16 protein-coding genes are annotated in these 20338 nt (G+C 62.3%); 6 read left to right on the top strand and 10 right to left on the bottom strand.

Annotated features, from left to right (window positions below; all coding sequences use genetic code 11):
• Positions 1-77: 77 nt before the first annotated feature.
• On the bottom strand, positions 78-2405 hold the full coding sequence (locus ACWTU7_RS00780) for a PAS domain-containing sensor histidine kinase (protein WP_455837340.1): 2328 nt from the start codon (positions 2403-2405) through the stop codon (positions 78-80).
• A 347-nt stretch (positions 2406-2752) separates the two neighbouring features.
• Positions 2753-5398 carry an aminopeptidase N gene (gene pepN / locus ACWTU7_RS00775; protein ID WP_455837339.1) on the bottom strand — a complete coding sequence of 882 codons (2646 nt, stop codon included), beginning with the start codon at positions 5396-5398 and terminating at the stop codon, positions 2753-2755.
• 155 nt (positions 5399-5553) lie between these two features.
• Here pepN and ACWTU7_RS00770 point away from each other — a divergent pair, with 155 nt between their 5' ends.
• The gene (locus ACWTU7_RS00770; RefSeq protein WP_455837338.1) at positions 5554-7860 is read left to right on the top strand and encodes a xanthine dehydrogenase family protein molybdopterin-binding subunit; all 2307 of its coding nucleotides are present in this window, start codon (positions 5554-5556) and stop codon (positions 7858-7860) included.
• 44 nt (positions 7861-7904) lie between these two features.
• Positions 7905-8807 carry a DMT family transporter gene (locus ACWTU7_RS00765; protein ID WP_095519922.1) on the top strand — a complete coding sequence of 301 codons (903 nt, stop codon included), beginning with the start codon at positions 7905-7907 and terminating at the stop codon, positions 8805-8807.
• Here the strand turns inward: ACWTU7_RS00765 and ACWTU7_RS00760 are convergent, their stop codons facing one another.
• The 3 genes from ACWTU7_RS00760 to ACWTU7_RS00750 form a co-directional block, all read right to left on the bottom strand.
• Positions 8808-9620 carry a helix-turn-helix domain-containing protein gene (locus ACWTU7_RS00760; RefSeq protein ID WP_455837337.1) on the bottom strand — a complete coding sequence of 271 codons (813 nt, stop codon included), beginning with the start codon at positions 9618-9620 and terminating at the stop codon, positions 8808-8810. It abuts the gene before it with no gap.
• A gap of 96 nt (positions 9621-9716) precedes the next feature.
• Positions 9717-10604: a uracil-DNA glycosylase family protein gene (locus tag ACWTU7_RS00755; protein WP_455837336.1), complete on the bottom strand. Its 888-nt coding sequence runs from the start codon at positions 10602-10604 to the stop codon at positions 9717-9719.
• A gap of 117 nt (positions 10605-10721) precedes the next feature.
• Complete coding sequence (locus ACWTU7_RS00750) at positions 10722-11366, bottom strand: hypothetical protein (protein WP_029354563.1); 645 nt, start codon at positions 11364-11366, stop codon at positions 10722-10724.
• 249 nt (positions 11367-11615) lie between these two features.
• Here ACWTU7_RS00750 and ACWTU7_RS00745 point away from each other — a divergent pair, with 249 nt between their 5' ends.
• Positions 11616-13295, top strand: coding sequence for an electron transfer flavoprotein-ubiquinone oxidoreductase (locus ACWTU7_RS00745; RefSeq protein WP_455837335.1), 1680 nt, complete (start codon positions 11616-11618; stop codon positions 13293-13295).
• Positions 13296-13435: 140 nt separating this feature from the next.
• Entirely contained in the window at positions 13436-14041 is a 606-nt protein-coding gene (locus ACWTU7_RS00740; RefSeq protein WP_455837334.1) for a DUF922 domain-containing protein, read from the top strand.
• Between the two features lie 25 nt (positions 14042-14066).
• Here ACWTU7_RS00740 and ACWTU7_RS00735 read toward each other — a convergent pair whose 3' ends face one another.
• The 5 genes from ACWTU7_RS00735 to ACWTU7_RS00715 form a co-directional block, all read right to left on the bottom strand.
• Complete coding sequence (locus tag ACWTU7_RS00735) at positions 14067-15125, bottom strand: endonuclease/exonuclease/phosphatase family protein (protein WP_455837333.1); 1059 nt, start codon at positions 15123-15125, stop codon at positions 14067-14069.
• Between the two features lie 100 nt (positions 15126-15225).
• Positions 15226-16686, bottom strand: coding sequence for an AMP nucleosidase (locus ACWTU7_RS00730; RefSeq protein WP_240992499.1), 1461 nt, complete (start codon positions 16684-16686; stop codon positions 15226-15228).
• A 130-nt stretch (positions 16687-16816) separates the two neighbouring features.
• Positions 16817-17011, bottom strand: coding sequence for a hypothetical protein (locus tag ACWTU7_RS00725; RefSeq protein ID WP_065010445.1), 195 nt, complete (start codon positions 17009-17011; stop codon positions 16817-16819).
• Positions 17012-17045: 34 nt separating this feature from the next.
• Positions 17046-17198: a hypothetical protein gene (locus tag ACWTU7_RS00720; protein ID WP_165778487.1), complete on the bottom strand. Its 153-nt coding sequence runs from the start codon at positions 17196-17198 to the stop codon at positions 17046-17048.
• Positions 17199-17500: 302 nt separating this feature from the next.
• Positions 17501-17845: a DUF2147 domain-containing protein gene (locus tag ACWTU7_RS00715; RefSeq protein WP_455837332.1), complete on the bottom strand. Its 345-nt coding sequence runs from the start codon at positions 17843-17845 to the stop codon at positions 17501-17503.
• Between the two features lie 471 nt (positions 17846-18316).
• Between ACWTU7_RS00715 and ACWTU7_RS00710 the strand changes: the two genes are divergently transcribed.
• Both ACWTU7_RS00710 and ACWTU7_RS00705 read left to right on the top strand, forming a co-directional pair.
• A complete protein-coding gene (locus ACWTU7_RS00710; RefSeq protein WP_027152750.1) occupies positions 18317-18583 on the top strand; it encodes an SEL1-like repeat protein in 267 nt (88 codons plus the stop codon).
• 446 nt (positions 18584-19029) lie between these two features.
• Positions 19030-20151 carry a branched-chain amino acid ABC transporter substrate-binding protein gene (locus tag ACWTU7_RS00705; RefSeq protein ID WP_095519661.1) on the top strand — a complete coding sequence of 374 codons (1122 nt, stop codon included), beginning with the start codon at positions 19030-19032 and terminating at the stop codon, positions 20149-20151.
• Positions 20152-20338: the final 187 nt, after the last annotated feature.

The following is a 20338-nucleotide window of genomic DNA, read 5'->3' as shown; positions in this document are numbered from 1 at the left end:
GGCTGTTTCGAAAAGCATCGGGGGCGCTGTCCATTCGGCGTTTCCGAAAGTTCCAACCGCTTCACGACAACAGAGAGTCAGGCGGCGGCCCTGACCGGCTGCGTCGACTTCTTGATCGGAATGCGCACCGACACGATCGTGCCGGTGCCTTCGGTGGAGCGGATTTTCAAGGCGCCGCCCTGAAGCTCGGCCAACGAGCGTGAGATGGCAAGGCCAAGGCCGGAACCGGCATGGCTCTTGGAAAACTGGTTCTGCACCTGTTCGAACGGCCGCCCGAGCTTGCTCAGCGCCTCCTTGGGGATGCCGCAGCCATTGTCTTCGATCGTCAGGACCAGAGCACTGGACGTGTTGCGGGCCCTTACCGCAATGCGGCCGCCCTGGCCGGTGAATTTCACCGCATTCGACAGCAGGTTAATAATGATCTGCTTGATCGCCCGGCGGTCGGCGAACAGCGTCAGTGAATCGGGGATGCGCGTTTCGACGGTGATCGACTTTTCCGCTGCCTGCAGCGAGATGACGCGCACCGTTTCCCTCATCAGCGGACAGAGGTCGATTTCCTCCTGATCCATCGAGAACTGGCCGGCCTCGATCTTCGACATATCGAGGATGTCGTTGATGACGCCCAGAAGATATTTGCCGCTGCCGTTGATGTCGGTGGCATATTCCTCGTAGCGCGGCGAACCCAAGGGCCCGAACAGCGCCTGTTCCATCAGCTCCGAGAAGCCGATGATCGCGTTGAGCGGCGTGCGCAATTCATGCGACATGTTGGCCAGGAACTCGGATTTGGCCCGGTTCGCCGCCTCGGCGCGCTCGGTTTCCTTCATGTATTTGCGATTGAGCTCGACCAGTTCGCGCGACCGCTCTTCCTCCGCCCGGCGGGCAAGGCTGAGATCGTGGATCGTCGCCATCAGCCGGCGCTCGCTGTCGACCAGCTTCTCCTGGTGCAGCTTGATCTGGGTGATGTCGGAGCCGACCGAGACGGTGCCGCCGTCCCTGGTCCGCAGCTCGTTCACCTGCAGCCAGCGGCCATCGGCAAGCTGCCGCTCGAAGGTCACGCCGCCTTGCTGCCCGTTGGTGTTGGCAAGCCGGCGCTCTGAAGCGAAGGCAAGCATGCGATTTTCGAGAACGGCGCGCGAGGCGCCTGGCATCACGTCGCGATCCGACAGACCGTTGTCCTGCTGGTACTTGGAATTGCACATGATCAGGTGCTGGGCGGAATCCCAGAGCACGAAGGACTCGTTGATGTTTTCGATGGCCGTTCGCAGGCGAAGATCCGCGGCCTCGGAGCGCAGCGCCAGGTGCCGCTGCTCGGTGACGTCAACGGCGATGCCGATCAGCTGGATCTCCGGCGCTTCCGGGTCGATCACCTGCGCCCTTGCGCGCATCCACACCCATTGTCCGTCGGCATGGCGCATCCGGAACACCTGGTCGATGTGATCGATCTCGCGGGCGACGATTCTGTTGGCCAGCTGGAACAGGTCGCCGTCCTCGGGATGGATGATCTCGTCGACCTCCCCGAACGACAGCATTGCGTCGCAGGGCTCATAGCCCAGCATGTCGTACATCGAGCGCGACCAGTACATCTTGCCGCGCACCATGTCCCAGTCCCACAGGCCGCAGCGGCCGCGCACCAGCGCCATGTCGATGCGCTGGTGCGCTTCGAGATAAATGCGGTCGGCCGCCTGGGCGCGCGCCGCCTGGCCGAAATAGGCGTAGAGGATGACGATCAGTACGCCGGCTGTCAGCACGAACAGCGTGACGTTGAGCGAAACAGTCTTGCGCCAGGTGTAGAAGACCGCATCCTGCGGAACGAGCGCTGCGGCAGCACTGTTCCTGCCGTTTGTCAGGCTCACCGCCGCATACCAGTCCTGGCCGCCGATTCTGACCTCCATCACCCCGGCGCGGTCGCCGAACATGAACAGCGGCTGACCGCCCTGGGCGATGGCGTCGAGCGACCGCCCTTCCCAGCCGGTCGATTGCGGTGTCACGGCAACGATCTTGAACGCGCTGTCGGTGACCGCAAGCACGTGGCTTCGGCCCATCGCGCCCTGACGGCTGATGCCCTCCAACAGGTCCTGCGTCGCGCCAGGCGTTGAGCCCAAGTTCGCATCCACGCTAATCGAACTGGCCAGTTGGCCTGCCGCGAGCGAGAGGATCGCCTTGGCGTCGCGTTCCACGTCGTCACGCTCGTTCATCAGCGACAGGAACCGCAGCGCCGCGATGACGACCAGGAAAATGATGATGAGGGCCGGTATCGATCGGCGCAACAATGGCTCGGCTGCCAGAAGCCGTCGGTAGGCGGGTTCGGCGATGAGCCGCGCGTTGCCGGCGAGACCATCGCTTCTCGCCTCACGCCGCTCAAAAGCTGTCCCTCCGGGCGCGCCACACGCGTCCGCCTTCGCCATAAATGGCTCTCCCCGATTTTAAATCTGCTTGATGATCCGGCGACGCCGCACTTCCGAATCTTCAGCTAAAGAATCAAAGGCGATTCGGCTTGTCCATAGGCGCGGCGAAAAAAGATTAAAAATCGACTAAAATAGTTCGGCGCCGACTTTCCCTCCCCCTTTGAGGCCCCTTTGAGGGGAGGGTGGTGGCCCGTAGGGCCGGGAGGGGTCCCCGGCGAAGCGCTCCACCTTTTAAATCAAAGGTCGGGGCGGGTGGCGTCGGTCGAGGCCGCGTACTGCCGCAGTGGCCCCACCCGTCCATCCGCCTTCGGCGGCTGTCCACCTCCCCTCAAGGGGGAGGGGAAACCTCACGCCAGCGTGCGCTCGACGATGTCCCGCAAATCGGCCGATAGGTTCTCGGCATTGGAGATCGAAAGCAGCGCTTCCCTTGCCTTGGCCTGCCGGGCAGGTTCGAGCGAGCGCCATGATCTGAGTGCTGTCGCCAGCCGGGCGGCCAACTGCGGATTGCGCTTTTCGACCTGCAGGACCGTTTCGACGAAAAACCTGTAGCCTTCGCCGTCGGCGCGATGGAAGCCGGTCTGGTTGGCGCTGGAAAACGTGCCGACGAGCGAGCGCACCCGGTTCGGGTTGGCCATCGAGAAGGCCGGATGGCTGGTCAGGGCGCGCACCGCGTAAATGGTTTGCGGGCCGGGCACGCTGGCCTGGATCTGGAACCATTTGTCCATCACCAGCGGATCGGTCGTATATTTCGCTTCGAAGTCGGCCAGCGCCTTGACCGTCTCGGGCGAACCGCTGTGGCGGAGCGCAAGCACGGTCAGTGCGGCGGCGCGGTCCGTCATGTTGGTCGCGGACTGGAAATGCCGGGCCGCAAGCGCCGCACCTCCCGGCAGCAGCGAGAGATAGTCGAGCAGGATGTTGCGCAGCGCCCGGCGCCCGGCGCTCGCCGCATCCGGACTGAAAGCGTCCTTGTCGGCCAGTCGATGGTACAGCTCGGAGAATATCTCGCCGTTCGCCTCGGCGATCGCGGCCGTCAGCGCCTCGCGGGCGGAGAAGATGGCATCGGGATCGATGTTCTTGCCGATGTCGCGGGCGATATCGGCTTCGCTCGGAAGCGCCACAGCCAGCGCCCGATAGGCCGGTTCGAGTGTCTCGTCGCCGGCTATTTTGCCGGCAAGCCCGGTCAACCGTGATGCGAAACCGGGCTGCTGGCCGTCAAGGACCTGGCGGAAGGCTGATATCATCGCCTCGGTCAAAAGCGTGTTGAACGCCTGCCAGCGCGAGAAGGTATCGTTGTCATGGCCGGCAAGGAAGAACTGATCGTCGGCCTTCTGCTCGACCGAAAGCGTCACCGGCGCCGAAAAGCCGCGATTGAGCGACATCGCCGGGCGCTCGCCAACGCCCGAGAAGCGCACCATGTGCCGGCGCCTGCGGATATGGATGACGCCGCCCTCGACGCTGGCGCCCTCGACGCCACTATAGGCTATCGCTTTGCCGTCGGTGCCGACTAGGCTGAAGGCAAGCGGAATATGCATCAGCCGCTTGCGGCTTTCGGACGGCGTCGGCGGCACCGACTGCTCGATCTCGAGCGTGAACTCCTGCGCTGCCGCATTGTGCGTCGAACTGATCGTCAGATTGGGCGTGCCCGCCTGATGGTACCAGAGCGAAAATTGCGAGAGGTCGCGGCCGGACACATTTTCGAACACCTTGATGAAGTCCTCGATCGTCGCAGCCTCGCCGTCATGACGCTCGAAATAGAGATCCATGCCGGCCCGGAACGTCTCGCTGCCGAGAATGGTACGGATCATGCGCACCACTTCCGAGCCCTTTTCATAGACTGTCGCCGTGTAGAAATTGTTGATCTCGCGGTAGCGGCGCGGCCGCACAGGATGCGCCAGCGGTCCCTGGTCTTCGGGAAACTGATGTGCCCGCAATGTGCGCACTTCGGCAATGCGTTTCACCGCTCGCGAGCGCTGGTCGGCGGAGAATTCGTGATCGCGGAAGACCGTCAGCCCTTCCTTCAGGCAAAGCTGGAACCAGTCGCGGCAAGTGATTCTGTTGCCAGTCCAATTGTGGAAATACTCATGCGCGATGATCGCTTCGATATTGGCGAAATCGGCGTCCGTGGCGGTCTCCTGGTCGGCCAGCACATATTTGTCGTTGAAGATGTTGAGGCCCTTGTTCTCCATCGCGCCCATGTTGAAGTCGGACACGGCAACGATGTTGAAGACGTCGAGGTCGTATTCGCGGCCGAACGCCTCCTCGTCCCATTTCATCGACCGTTTCAGGGCGTCCATGGCATAGCCGGCGAGCCCCTCCTTGCCCGGCTCGACATAGATGCCGAGCTCGACCTTTCGGCCAGACAACGTGACGAAGCTGTCCGAGACCTTGCCGAGAGCGCCCGCCACCAGGGCGAACAGATAGGACGGCTTGGGGAAGGGGTCGTGCCAGACTGCGTAATGCCAGCCGTCGGCAAGTTCGCCACCGCCAGCCGGGTTGCCGTTGGAAAGAAGCAGTGGCGCCTCGTGGTGCCGCGCCTCGATGCGCACCGTATAGACGGACAGGATATCGGGACGGTCGAGAAAATAGGTGATGCGCCGAAAGCCCTCGGCCTCGCATTGCGTGCAATAGACGTTGCTGGAGCGATAGAGGCCCATCAGGGCTTCGTTGTGCGCCGGCGCCAACTCGGTTTCGATCAGGAGCTGGAAGCGGGATGCTGCGGGCAGCGTGGTGATCGTCAGCTGATCGGGCGTGGCAAGAAAATCTGCCGGCGTGAGTGTCCGGCCGTCGATTGCGAGGCGGCTGAGCGTCAATCCATCGCCGTCCAGCACCAGCGGCACTGACGCCGCGACACCGTCGCGGCGTTCGACCGTCAGCACGGCGATGACGCGCGTGGCTTCTGGTGACAGGCGGAAAGTCAGGCCGGTTTCCGGAATGAGATAATCGGTGGGGCGATAGTCTTCGAGCTTGAAGACCTGGCCGGTGTCCGTGCGCATTCCGTGGGGTTTCCTGTCGATTCCCGCAGCGGCAGGTGGGTCCGCTGGTCTAAGAAATTTGAAGCACGCGCTCTTTACACGAAACCGTCACTCGACAAAACTGGCGCAGCGCCTATTTCAGGCACTCGTTCTCCCATCATCATCGCGAGGCATTCATGACTGTCGTCACACCGAAATTCGGCATGGGCGCCTCTGTGCTGCGTCGCGAGGACCAAGCCTTCATCAAGGGTCTCGGTCGCTACACGGACGACATCCAGCCGGCTGGCCTCCTGCACGGCTACGTCCTGCGATCGCCGGTGGCCAAGGCAAGCTTCACCATCGGTTCGACCGAGGCGGCCAAGGCGGCACCTGGCGTCCATCTGGTGCTGACTGGTGCGGATCTTGCTCATCTCGGCAAGCTGAAATCCGGCGTCATGCAGAGGCAGCCGGACGGCACCAAGGCGCCGACCCGCGACATTCCGGTCCTTTGCTGCGACCGAGTCAATTATGTCGGCGACGCCGTTGCCTTCGTCGTCGCCGACAGCCGCACCCTGGCGCAGGACGCGGCCGAATTGATCGAGGTCGATTACGAGGCCGAGGATGCCGCGTCCGGCACCGCCACGGCGCTTGACGAAGGCACGCCGCTGGTCTGGCCGGAACTCGGCTCCAACCGTGCCTTCAGCTACCACATCGGCGACCAGGCGAAAACCGCGGCGGCATTCGCCAGGGCGGCGCATGTCACCCGCATAGAGTTCATCAACAACCGGCTGGTCTGCAACTACATCGAGCCGCGCTCGGCGATCGGCGAGTGGAACACGCAAGAGAATCGCTTCGTGCTGACCACGGGCTCGCAGGGCGTGCATTCCATGCAGTACATCCTGGCCGACGTGTTCAAGATCAGGAAGAACCAGCTGCGCGTCATCACGCCTGATGTCGGCGGCGGCTTCGGACCGAAAAGCTTCGTCTATCGCGAACATCCGCTGGTGCTCGAGGCCGCCAGGCGCCTTGGCCGCCCGGTGAAATGGGCCGGCGACCGCACCGAGCATTTCCTCACCGATGCGCAAGGCCGCGACAATGTCGTGACCGCTGAGATGGCAACGGACAAGGACGGCCGCTTCCTCGGCATGAAGGTCGATCTTCTCGCCAATATCGGCGCCTATGTCTCGCAATACGGCCCATTCATCCCCTATATCGGCGTCACCATGTCCACCGGCGTCTACGACATCCAGGCGCTCGATGTTTCGGTGACCGGCCTCTACACCAATACCTGCCCGGTCGATGCCTATCGCGGTGCCGGCCGCCCGGAAGCAGCATTCCTCCTGGAAAAGCTCGTCGACGCCTGCGCCCACGATCTGGGCTTGCCAGTCGAAGAGATCCGCCGGCGCAATTTCATTCGGCCTGAGCAGTTTCCCTATCGCACGCAGACGGACCGCCTCTATGATACTGGCGAATTCGCAGGCCATATGGACCGCGCCATCGAAGAGGCGGAGTGGCGGGCGTTTCCGGAGCGGCTGGCGCAGTCGAAGGTGGCCGGCAAAATCCGCGGCATCGGCATGGCGACCTATATCGAGGCCTGTGCCTTTCCGGGCTCTGAACCGGCCTTTGTCGAATTGAACGGCGACGGCACGGTGACGCTGAAGATCGGCACCCAGACCAACGGGCAGGGCCACGCTACGGCTTATGCGCAGTTCCTCTCGGAAAAGCTTCATCTCGACATCGACAAGATCCATGTCCGCCAGGGCGACACCGACGAACTGAAAGCCGGCGGCGGCACCGGCGGCTCGCGCTCCATACCCCTTGGCGGTGTATCAGCTTCTCGCGCGGGCGAGGATCTGGCCAACAAGATCAAGCGTATCGCAGCGGATGAGCTGGAAGCCTCGGCCGGCGACATCGAATTGTCCAACGGCGTTGCCCGCATCGTCGGCACCGACCGCATGATCGATTTTTCGGCCATCGCCAAGGCCGCCAAGAACCCGGACGATCTCAAGGGCTTTGGCGAATTCGCGCAGGACGAATGCACCTATCCGAACGGCACCCACATCTGCGAAGTCGAGATCGATCCCGACACCGGCATGACGGAGATTGTCCGCTATACGATCGTCGACGATTTCGGCGTCACCGTGAACCCGATTCTGCTGGCCGGCCAGGTGCATGGCGGCGTCGTCCAGGGCATCGGCCAGGCGCTGACGGAGAACACCGTCTATGACGACGACGGGCAGCTGTTGACGGCGAGCTTCATGGATTACGCCATGCCGCGCGCCGACGATTTCCCGTTCTTCCATTTCGAGACCCGCAACGTGCCCTCGACCACCAATGCACTTGGCATCAAGGGAGCAGGCGAGGCGGGCACGATCGGAGCAACGCCGGCCGCGCTCAACGCGGTGACGGATGCGCTCTATCGCGCCTACGGCATCAGGCATATCGAAATGCCGGCAACGCCGGCGCGCATCTGGGCAGCGATCCAGGAAGCAGCTGCTAAGTGAACCCGGCGGACCATCCCGGCGGGCACAACACGCTGACCGGGATCATGCTCAAGATCGTGTCGGTGGCGGTCTTTGTCGCCATGTCGTCCTGCATCAAGGCGGCAGGCACGGTGCCGGCCGGCCAGATCGTCTTCTTCCGCTCCTTTTTCGCCATCTTTCCGATCGTCGTCTTCCTGGCCTTCCAGGGAAAGCTTGGCACCGCGTTTTCGACCAAGCGCCCGCTCAACCACATTGCGCGCGGCGTTGTAGGCGTCTGCGCCATGGGGCTTGGCTTCTTCGCGCTGATACGGCTGCCGCTGCCGGAAGCGATCACGCTGAACTACGCACAGCCGCTGCTGGTGGTGGTGTTCAGTTCGATCTTCCTCGGCGAAGCGATCCGCGTCTATCGCTGGAGCGCGGTTGCGGTTGGACTGGTCGGGGTGCTGGTCATCTCATGGCCGGAACTGACGCTGCTGGGTTCGGGCGCAGCACTCGGCGATCAGGAGGTGCTCGGTGTCATCGCCGCCCTGGTCGCGGCAGCGATCTCGGCTGTCGCCATGCTGCTGGTGCGCAATCTCGTCCAGAGCGAGCCTACGGCAACCATCGTGCTGTGGTTTTCGGTGACGGCGAGCGTCCTGGCGTTGCTGTCGCTGCCGTTCGGCTGGCAGGCGCTGACCCCGGTCCAGGCGGGCCTGCTCATTGCTGCAGGCTTTTGCGGCGGGGTCGCTCAGATTCTGATGACGGCAGCCTATCGCCATGCCGAGGCCTCGGTCGTGGCGCCCTTCGAATACACGTCGATGCTGCTTGGCATAGTCGTCGGCTATCTCGCTTTCGGCGACGTCCCGACGGTTCATATGCTCATCGGCGGCCTGATCGTCGTTGCCGCTGGCATCTTCATCATCTGGCGCGAGCGACAGCTTGGCCTCGAACGTGCCCGCACCCGCCAGGCGACCCCGCCGCAAGGATGATCAGGGCAGCTCCGCCCGGTCTTTCGCCAATCGCACCAGCACCGTCCGCGTTTGTTCGTCGGCGGGGAAAAAGGATTCGATCGCCAGTTCCGACAGCGTCACGTCAAGCGGCGTGCCGAACACTGTGATGGTGCTGATGAACGACAGCACGGCATCGCCATGCGCGAGCCGCAGCGGGTGCACGATCGCGTTCGGCTCGACCGGCACCGGCCGTGCGCCGTTCAGGCCGGACGGATAGGTCCGAAGCTCGCGCTCCAGTTCGACCAGAACCGGATCGCCAGTAGCGTCGTTCTGGCGTTTCAGCCGATCGAGAAGATGCGCGCGCCATTCGGCGAGGTTGACGATGCGCGGCGCGACGCCACCGGGGTGCAGACTGAGCCGCAGCACATTGACCGGGGGCGTCAGCAAGGACGCCTCGGCGACGTCGGCGAGGAACGGGCCGATGGTGGCGTTTGCCGATACCAGGTTCCAGTGCCGGTCGACAGCGAGCGCTGGGAAGGGTTCGTGCCCCTTGAGCACGATCTCGACGGCTGCCATCGCCGGCGCCAGCGAGGCATCGGTGAGCGAACGCTCGCTGAAGCTAGGGGCAAAGCCCGCGGCCAGCAGGAGCTGGTTGCGCTGCCTCAGCGGGATCGACAGCTGCTCGGCCAGATGCAGCACCATGTCGCGCGAGGGCGCCGCGCGGCCGCTTTCCACGAAGCTCAGATGCCGCTGCGAGATTTCGGCTTCCATGGCGAGATCGAGTTGGCTCATTCGCCGGCGCGTGCGCCATTCGCGAATAAGGCTGCCGGCGGAAGTCTGGGTTGCTGTCATGAGCGCATGACTAGGCCGGCAGCGGATGTATTTCAATTACCGGGCAGGTTATAGCGCTTCCTCTCCCCTCTTTGCGGGGCGAGGAAACGCTGGTCGTCAACCGAGCGCTCGCAGCTTCGCTTTCACCTCGAGGAAATCCCGCCACGCCAGCTTCTTGTGAGCGGGGGTTCGCAAGAGATAGGCCGGGTGAAGGGTCGGCATGGCGGGAATGGCAATACCGGAGGCGGTCGTGTGGACGCGCCAATTGCCGCGCAGCCGCAGGATGCCCTCGGTGGTGTTGAGCAAGGTCTTTGCCGAGGGGCCGCCCAGGTTGACCAGCACCTTCGGCTTGACCAGCTCGATCTGCCGTTCGATGAATGGCCGGCAAATCTCGGTCTCGTGCGGTGTCGGCGTGCGGTTGCCCGGCGGTCGCCAGGGAATGACATTGGAAATGTAGGCCGAGGTCCGGTCGAGTCCGATCGCGGCCAGCATTTGGTCGAGCAGCCGGCCCGAGCGGCCGACGAACGGCAATCCCTCGAGGTCCTCGTCGCGGCCGGGCGCCTCGCCGACCAGCATCACCGCGGCATTCGGATTGCCGTCGGCGAACACCAGGTTCTTGGCGGTGAATTTGAGATTGCAGCCGTCGAATGCCGCCATGTGCTGGCGAAGCTCGTCCAGGCTCGTCGCCGTCGTGGCCAATTGCCGCGCCAATGCCGCTTGTTGCTCATCGGGCACCGTCGCCGTACCGGACGGGGCGCGCACCGCCGGTGCCGCAGCTTGCCTTTCGCCCATTCCGGCGCGTGACAGGCTTGTCGAGCGTGACAGTGCGGCGTTTTCACCAGTTGTCGGCGTAACTGTCGCTGGCGCCGGCTCAGGCGACTTTGACGCAGCCTCGGCAAACCTATTCAGCGGCTCCTCTTCGAGCGCTTCATCGACGCCGGCGCTGGCGTAAAAGGCCAGCAGGTCGGCGATAGCAGGTCGGTTGTCTCGGGAAACGGCAGTCATGCTTTCACATTCGGCCGCGCAGCAAGAATTTGCAAGTAATGCATGTCGCCCGAAAGCATGCCCTCGGGCCTGACCCGAGGGTGCATAGCGGTTTTGGGAACGACATAAACAGGACCCTTAGCTCGACGGTATACGCGGATCCTGCACCAAATAGAACGTCCAGCGCGGTGTGTAGTCGGTGATCAGGTAATCGAATTTTGCTGTCGTCAGCGGGTCGATCTTGCCACTCTTGAACAGCAGCCGATCATAGGGTTCGAAGTCGCGATCGAAATCGGCAAAGCTGCTCGACCAGATGTTGTCAGGTGTCTTGTTGCGCTGGTCGAATGACAGGCCGTCGCCGAACACGCTCGGCCGGTGGAGCACCTCCTGGAGCTCGAACTGGAACTCGACCCAGGCCTGGCCGCTGTTATTGAGCACGTCGATGCGCATATACATGAGGCCGTTCGCAAATTGGCCCGCGGTGCCGAAGGGGTGGATCGGCTTCGTCGTGCGGATAGTCAGTGTCACCGGTGTTGCCGAGTTCAGCTCTTCGGTGATGACAAGCGGGTCCTCCTTTGTCCCGATGCCCGAGGCGCTGGTGATGCGGAAGCCGCCCAGCTCGTCGGAAAAGGAGTAGGCTCCGGCCGCCCAGACCCTCTGCGGCTCGGCATGGGCGCCAACGGGCGTCAGCGGCAAAAGGGCCAAAACGAGCGCCCGGCAAATCCGTCCGGGCGCGGAAAAAAAGCGCGTCGATGAAAAGCCAATTGGCCCGTATATGCGCATGGTGCGAAGTATGGCCGATAAGCAAGCCGTCGAACAATTAAAAACGTCAGGGCGCCGGCTCTCCTTGAAATGGGGCCTGGCCCGGATCGATGTTCCGGTGGACCGCAAACCGTGATTTTGTAGTACGATGCGCGACTTTTTGACGAAATCGGCATTGTCACGTCAGCGCCGGTTTCGCGTCGCGAATTGATGCGCTATGCAGCGGATAAGCCAGCAAGATGCGCAAATGCGGCAGCCAGTGAGGGGTTGATGAGCGAGATCGAACGCGAAAGCATGGAATTCGACGTGGTCATCGTCGGCGCTGGTCCGGCCGGCCTCGCCGCGGCGATCCGTCTCAAGCAGGTCAATCCCGAGCTTTCCGTCGTCGTCCTGGAAAAGGGCGGCGAAGTCGGCGCCCACATCCTGTCTGGCGCCGTAGTCGACCCGATCGGCATCGACCGGCTGCTGCCGGGCTGGCGTGACGAAGAGGGACATCCGTTCAAGACGCCGGTTACGGCAGACCATTTCCTGGTCCTCGGCCCTGCCGGTTCGTTCCGTCTGCCCAACATCCTGATGCCGCCGCTGATGAACAACCACGGCAACTACATCGTTTCGCTCGGCAATGTCTGCCGCTGGCTGGCGACCAAGGCCGAGGCGCTGGGCGTCGAGATCTACCCGGGCTTTGCCGCGGTGGGCCTCATTTACAGCGACGAGGGCGCGGTCACCGGCGTTGTTACCGGCGATATGGGCGTCGAGAAAGACGGCACGCATGGCCCGGGCTTCGCGCCGGGCATGGCGCTGATGGGCAAATATGTGCTGATCGGCGAGGGCGCGCGCGGCTCGCTGGCCAAGCAACTGATCGCCAAATACCATCTTTCCGACGGCCGCGAGCCCGGCAAATACGGCATCGGCCTCAAGGAGCTCTGGCAGATCAAGCCGGAGCACCACCGGCCAGGCCTTGTCCAGCATTCCTTCGGCTGGCCGCTCGACACGAAGACCGGCGGCGGCTCCTTCCTCTACCATTTGGAAGACAACCAGGTGGCGGTCGGCTTCGTCGTCCACCTCAATTACAAGAACCCCTATCTGTCGCCTTTCGATGAATTCCAGCGCTTCAAGACCCACCCGGCGATCAAGGGCACATTCGAGGGCGGCAAGCGGCTGGGTTATGGCGCCCGTGCCATCACCGAGGGCGGCTGGCAGTCGGTGCCGAAACTGTCCTTCCCCGGTGGCGCGCTGATTGGGTGTGCTGCCGGCTTCGTCAACGTGCCGCGCATCAAGGGTTCGCACAATGCCGTGCTCTCCGGAATGCTGGCGGCCGAGCATATCGCCGAGGCGATCGGCGCCGGCCGTGCCAATGACGAACTGGCTACTTACGAGGCGGCATGGCGGGCGACCGATATCGGCAAGGATTTGAAGAAGGTGCGCAACGTCAAGCCATTGTGGTCGCGCTTCGGCACCGTCGTCGGCGTCGGTATTGGCGGCCTCGACATGTGGCTGAATTCGCTGTTCGGCTTCTCGCCTTTCGGCACGCTGAAGCACGGCAAGGCCGACTATGCGACGCTGGAACCGGCCGCTAAGCATAAGAAGATCGCCTATCCGAAGCCGGATGGCGTGCTCACCTTCGACCGCCTGTCCTCGGTGTTTCTCTCAAACACCAACCACGAGGAAAACGAGCCTGTCCACCTGCTGGTCGCGGATATGGACCTGCAGCAGCGTTCCGAACACGATGTCTATGCCGGGCCCTCGACACGCTACTGCCCGGCCGGCGTCTACGAATGGGTCGACAAGGATGGCAACGCCGCCGCCGATCCCGAGGCGAAGGACGTGCGCTTCGTCATCAACGCGCAGAACTGCGTCCACTGCAAGACCTGCGACATCAAGGATCCGAACCGAAACATAACCTGGGTGCCGCCACAAGGTGGTGAGGGACCAGTCTACCAGAACATGTAGCCTGCCAGAACGGCCCCGCCGGCCATCTCGACGTCGACCAAATGAAAGCCGGTAAAGGCCTATTATATTTGCGGTGTCTAAAAAAAGTTGAAGCGGCGCGGCGCTTGTGGTTCCTTTCCCTTCTGACCGGGGAGATGTCCATGCGCCTGGCGGTTTTGACGTGCCTTGTGGCGATTGGTGGCTTGTGCGGCTTCGCACCGTCGGCATCGGCTGACACGAAGGTGCTGGTCAAGACCCGGACGTACGACATATCAGGAACCACGGGCGCCGCCCTGATCGAGGCCATGGACCGCAACGGCCCGAAGCGGCACGGCTTTATGACGCACGCCATCGCGCTAACCGCCTATACCGTAAGTTGGGACCTTGAGATCAGCAGGGAGGGTGGCGTCTGTCGACTGCGGCAGGCCAATGGGACACTCGATCTCACCTACACCTTACCCCGCATGGTCTCAGCCGCGACACCGGCGCTTCAGAAGCGCTGGAAGCGGTTCTTCGCCGGCGTTCGTGCTCACGAGCATAACCATGGCCGCATCGCCAGGACAATGATGCGGGCGACCGAAAGATCGATCACGGGACTGGAGTTCGCCGACAACTGGGTTTGCAGCAAGACGCACCGCGAGGCGAGGCGCCGGATCAAGGCCGTCTATGCCGAATACGAGGCGAAACAGAACGCCTTCGACGCGCGCGAGCATCGCCGCGGCGGCCATGTCGAACGCCTCATCGGTGCCCTGTTGCGCAAGCAGTAGGCGCTCAGCCTCGAGTCTTGCCGTGCTATGTCACGGATGCGGTCGCAGTTTCATCTTCATCGACCGGCTTTTTCTGTTCCGGCCTGAGCGAGAATTCCACCATCAGCGGAAGATGGTCGGAGCCGGTGCCTTCCAGCCTCGACACCGAATGGATAAGAACCGCGCCCTTGCTGAAAACCTGGTCGATCGGCAATCCGGCGAAGCGCAGGAAATCCGGCAGCTTGATGGAGAGCCAAGTCGGCCCCGGCGAAGGCGCCACGGTCAGCTTGCCAAGATCTGCGACGCGCCGGACGGCGGCGCTCCACGGCACTGCATTGCAGTCGCCTGCCATGATCGATGTCTCGCCAAGGGATGCGAACTCTTCCGACAATCCGCCGATCTGCCGTGATTGGTTGTACGGCCATGGCCAGGTGAGGTGCACGGCTGCGACGTCGACGTCGGTTCCGCCAAAATCGACTGTCGCGATGGCAATCGCGCCGCGCCTGTCGCAGCGTGGTTGTGTGCCGGCGGCAAACGGCCGTCTGGACAGCAGCGCAACGCCGAACACGCCATTTGGGTAAGGGCAGAGGATCCGGTAGGGGTAGGCGCTGGACAGCAGTCCAAGCTTTGCCTTCCACATGTCGGATACCTCGTCGAGGGTAATCACATCAGGCTGGGTCCGGCCGATCAGCGACAGTACCTTTTCAGGCGTTGGGTTGTTGAACCGCAGGTTCATCTGCAGCAGGCGATAGACCGCCTTGTCACCGGGATAGACCGACTGGTCGCCGGGGTAACCGGGCTGGTCGCCGGGGTGGGCTTCGAAGGCTGCCTGGACTGGCCACAGGCGGGGCACTGGCAGGAGGTTCGACGTGCTGGCAAAGGCAGCCCCCGCAAAGAGCAGCGCTGCGGCGGCCTGCAGGCGAAACGAGGTCACAAGCAAGGGCAGCGCGCAAAGCGCCATCAGCACGGCAAGATGAACGCGGAAATGAGCGAAGGAATCGAAGGCCGGATGCAGCGTTCCGAAAAACCCAGCCACCAGCGCGACCGAGCAGCCGAGCATTGCGACGAATGCCGCCGATGTCATCATGTTTCGAACGCGTGCCATCTACTTTGCTTATCGGTAGAAATGCGGCCCAATCAAGATGGCGAAATGCCCTGCTGCGCTCTTACCAAGCTCCGGCCGTGCTCCGGTCGATCGATCTGTGCTACTGGAATGCCGTTTCCGAAAAGCTTCTGAGCTTGCGCGAGTGCAACCGTTCCATCGGCATCTCGGCCAGCTTTTCCATCGCCCTGATGCCGATGGTCAAATGCTGTGCCACCTGGCGCTTGTAGAACTCGGTCGCCATGCCGGGCAGCTTCAATTCGCCATGCAGGGGCTTGTCGGACACGCAAAGCAGTGTGCCATAGGGCACGCGGAAACGGAAGCCATTGGCCGCGATCGTCGCCGATTCCATGTCGAGCGCAATCGCCCGTGACTGCGACAGCCGCTGCACCGGCCCGCGCTGGTCGCGCAACTCCCAGTTGCGGTTGTCGATGGTGGCGACGGTGCCGGTGCGCATGATACGCTTGAGGTCGTAGCCGGAAAGACCGGTGACTTCGGCGACCGCCTCCTGCAGCGCCACCTGGATTTCGGCCAGCGGCGGGATCGGCACCCAGACCGGAAGATCATCGTCCAGAACATGGTCTTCCCGCACATAGGCATGCGCCAGCACATAGTCGCCCAGTGCCTGGGTGTTGCGCAGCCCGGCGCAATGGCCGAGCATCACCCAGGCATGCGGCCTGAGCACCGCAATGTGGTCGGTGATCGTCTTGGCGTTGGAGGGGCCGACGCCGATATTGACCATCGTGATGCCGCCATGGTTCGGCTTCTTCAGATGATAGGCCGGCATCTGCGGCAGGCGCGGCGGCGCCACGCCATGGCAAGGCGCGCTTTGTCCAGCCTTGGTGACGACATTTCCCGGCTCAACGAATTCGACGTATCCGCCGCCGCCTTTCGCCATCAGCTCGTGCGCACGGGCGACGAATTCGTCGATGTAGAACTGGTAGTTGGTGAACAGCACGAAATTCTGGAAATGCTGGGGACTGGTCGCCGTATAGTGCGACATTCGGTGCAGCGAGTAGTCGATGCGTTGCGCCGTGAACGCCGCCAACGGCCTGGCTTCGCCTAAAGCCACTTCGAACGTGCCGTTGGCGATCTGGTCGTCGGTGCCGTCGAGATCCGGCACGTCGAACAGGTCACGGATCGGCCGCCTGATGCGCTCGGCTGCCGCGCCGTCGACATGGGAGCCTTCCAGGAACGCGAAATGCAGCGGGATGGGCGTCGTCGATTCCGAAACCGTGACCGGAACGCCGTGATTGCGCATGATCAGGCGAAGCTGTTCGATGAGATAGCGTTCGAAAAGGGCGGGCTGGGTTATGGTGGTCGAGAAATGCCCAGGCGTCGGCATATGGCCGTAAGCCTGCCGCGAGTCGATCTGGGTGAACGAAGTCGTGGTGACGCCGACCTCGGGGTAAAAGGCCCGGTAGCGCTTGTTGTTGTCGCCGCCTGCGGCGAGCGCCGTAAACGAATCGCGCAGGAATTTGGTGTTGCGGTCGTAGAGGGCCTGCAGGGCCGCGACGGCCTTTCCGGCATCATTGAAGATCTGCCGGCCAAACGGCTCCGGCATCACGACTGAGTCTATGGCTTGGGGATAGATTCGCTTTTCCATGACCCAATATAGAGGCTTGGCCATACGGTTGGGAGGGGCCAAAGGGTCGTTTTTCATTATCGAATGGATTCAATGAAGGCCGATCGACCTAGCCGCGCCGCAGGCTGACCAACAGCACAAAGCCGACGCCGTTCTTCTTCAACGCCGGCGCTTCGATCGTCGAGCCGGCATCGGCGCGCATCGTGGGCACGGCCAGAACCGGCGCTGCAAGAACCGTCAGGATGAGCGTCGCCCGCGGCACAAGCCGAAGGGCCTTGAGGGCGTTGGCGACGATGCGGTTCATGGTATGTTGCCTCTCTCTAAGGTTTTTGCCGGCTTCAATGGCGAAGGTGGCTCGGGCAACCGAACCGGCAGGAATTGGCCTGGTCCCAGGAGCGGGCCGGGCGGCCGGCCTCGGCAACCAGGATGGCGAACAACATGCCGAACAGGCCCATCAGCAGGCAGACGATGGTGAAGCGGCGGGCGAACATTGCGTGGTCTCCTTCAACACGCATGAGAATGCCCTGATGCAACTGAACCGGTTCTGATGCCGGCGTTCATCTGCGGTTCAAATTTATCGACGGAGTGTTGAGTGCCCGCCGCCACCGGGGTCCGGCCCGCAGTCTTGCTGCCCCCCAAATCTTGGTGACAGGGACGAAGGATGCACAAAAATTGCTGTTAGCTAGGGCGCAGAAGGCGCGGCCCGCCCGATCGATCCGGTGTCTCAAACAGACGGCGCAAACAAAAACGGGGCCTTCGCGGCCCCGTTTTCATTTTGTGGCAGTCAAAACGATCAGAGCTTGTGCCAGGTCTGGCTCCTGCAGATCAGCCCGCCGAGCACGCAGCCGCTCATCTTGAGCGAAGCGCCTGAAACCGAGGCCTTGCCCGAATAGGTCTTGTCGGTCTCCGGGTCGGTTATGGTCCCGGTATATTTGTTGGCGCCGGACACCTTGAACGAACCAATGCGCTTGCCGGAAAATTTGCCTGATTTAAGGGTGATGGAGAATGTCCCGCCGCCGCCGGCTATGGCGGCGGTCGCGCCGGCCTGCGTTTTCCAGTTGCCCTCGATCGGATCGGCCCAAGCCGTGCCGGCCATGATCAATGTGGCCGCCAAGGCCATGCTGATTTTGCGAAACATGTTTGTCCTCCCTGTGGAAATCCGGCCGGATGTTCCGCCCGCCGGTCTGCCTTTTACGCAAACGTAAGCTAATTCACGTCCCGGCAAAACAAAAGCGGTGCCGCTGCGGAAGACTTCAGGATTTTCTGGCCGCCCGAAGCGGTCTCATCGGTGAGAAATGAAACGTTCGCAACTCCGTCTTTGTCTCCTGTGGTTAGCGGAGTCTTGATCTTCGCCTCGCAAATTTTCGTCAAATTTAGTGCAAACCGGCGAAATTGCTGGCTTCGCATCCTTAACGAATTCTCGCGTTTACCTCTTGTTTTAGCTTTGTTTTCCTCAAATTAAGCACGCCACTTAACGACGGATTCAAGCCTCCGGTTCATTCTCGAAAACATCGAAAGAGCGGCCACCCCCAAGGTTTATCAACAGATACCAAGGGACAGAACGAGGCAGCTCTCGGGAGCCTGACAGGGGCTAGAACAGGGGATTGAAATGGCACGTTTTGAAATGCCTGAAGCCGGCTTCGGCGCCATGGGGGCAACTGCCCAGGCCGACATTCTTTTCGAACTGGGCATGATGTATGCGACTGGCCGCGATTGCGAGACCGATGTCGTCGCCGCCCACAAATGGTTCAATATTGCTGCGATCAAGGGTTCGGTCCGCGCTGCGGAACTGCGCTCGGAATTGTCGGCCGCCATGTCGAAGGTCGAGATCGCCAGGGCTCTGCGCGAAGCCCGCGAATGGATGACAATGCACTAAGTTGGCCCTGAGTTCATCAGGCACTGAGATACCGACAGGGACGCTTCAGGTCGAGGCCGCGCAAGACGGCCGGGCCGGCAAGAACAAGGCCGCGCAAGACGGTCGTACCAACAATGACAAGAACGCGGCAGGCCGGATAGGGCCAGGCTGCGCGACGGACAGGGAAGGCGAGCGGTTTTCGGGCGCGTGAGCGTTCGGGATTGTTCGATCGACAAAGCCGCGACCGGCCGGAACAAGGCAGGCGCGGCTTTTGCGTTTTCTGACCATGATCCCAAAAAGTGGAAACCGGTTTTTTTGAAAAGATCATGGTCAAACAGAAAGGCTGCAGGCCCAATTGAGTGCCGCCGATGCGCCTAGACAGGCTTGGCGAAGGGTGAGATTCTCCCGGCCACTCTGGAAGAGGCGCGGCCGGAGCGGCCGCGCGAGAGTGGAGGAGTTGTGTCACCATGAAAAAGTTGGGTATTTTGAGCGCGGCCATAATCGGCCTGATGATGAGCGCGCCGGTTGCGTTCGCCGAAGACATCACCTTTTCGGTGGTCGGACCAATGACCGGACAGCTTGCCACCATCGGCGACCAGTTCAAGCAGGGCGCGCAAGCCGCCGCCGACGCGATCAACGCGGCTGGAGGTGTCGAAGGCCGCCAGATCAAGCTCGACGTACAGGATGACCAGTGCGATCCGAAACAGGCGGTTTCGGTCGCCAACCGCATCGTTGCCAACGGTGTCAAGTTCGTCGATGGGCATGCCTGCTCGGGCTCGAGCATTCCGGCGTCGGCCGTCTACGCCGAAGCCGGGACGTTGATGATGAGTCCGGCTTCGTCGAATCCAGAGCTGACCGACGCGGCCGCGAAAGCCGGCTGGCCGACGATCATGCGCCTTTATACGCGCGATGATGCGCAGGGCGCTTTCATCGGTCCATGGATCGCCAAGAAATATGCCGGCAAGAACGTCGTCATCATGCACGACAAAAGCGCCTATGGGCAGGGCGTCGCCGACGCCGTCAAGGCAACGATGAACCAGAACGGTCTCAAAGAGATCCTTTACGAGGGCATCAACGCCGGTGAAAAAGACTACGCGGCGCTTGTCACCAAGCTCAAGGACCTGAAGGCGGATGTGGTCTATTTCGGCGGCTACCACCCCGAAGCCGGCCTCATCCTGCGCCAGTCGGCGGAACAGAACCTGAAGTATCAGCTGATCATGCCGGACTCGATCGCCACGCCGGAATTCTGGCAGGTCGCCGGTCCGGCCGGCGAAGGCACCATGTTTGTCTTCCCGTCGGATCCGCAGGCGAAGCCCGAAGCGAAGGAAGCCATCGAAAAGATCAAGGCGGGCGGCTTCGTGCCCGAGGGCTTCACGCTGTTCTCCTATGCCGTGATCCAGGCCTTTGCCGAGGGTATCAAGCGCGCCGGCAGCGACGACCCGGCCAAGGTTGCCGAAGCGCTGAAGAATGGCGAGCCGATCAGCACCGTCGTCGGCCCTGTCACTTTCGATGAAAAGGGCGACCTCAAGAACGTCAGCTACGACATCAACCAGTGGCACGACGGCAAATACGCGCCGATCCAGCCGTAATGGCTAATGCATGTCGCGCAAAAGTGCGCAGCGGTTTTGCGATAACGACATCCATAAAACAAGAACTAAAGCGCGTCGCATGAGACGCGCTTTAGCGCCTGGCGACAATCGGAGATGGCCGGGGCAGACCCGGCCATTTCATTTTGGGCACGCGTTTGTGGCGCGTGTCTTCCACGTCGCCTCGTGG

The sequence above is a fragment of the Mesorhizobium sp. BHscii genome (assembly GCF_053848065.1).
Note: the sequence above shows the minus strand (reverse complement) of the source record. Positions and strands in the feature narration are given on the sequence as shown.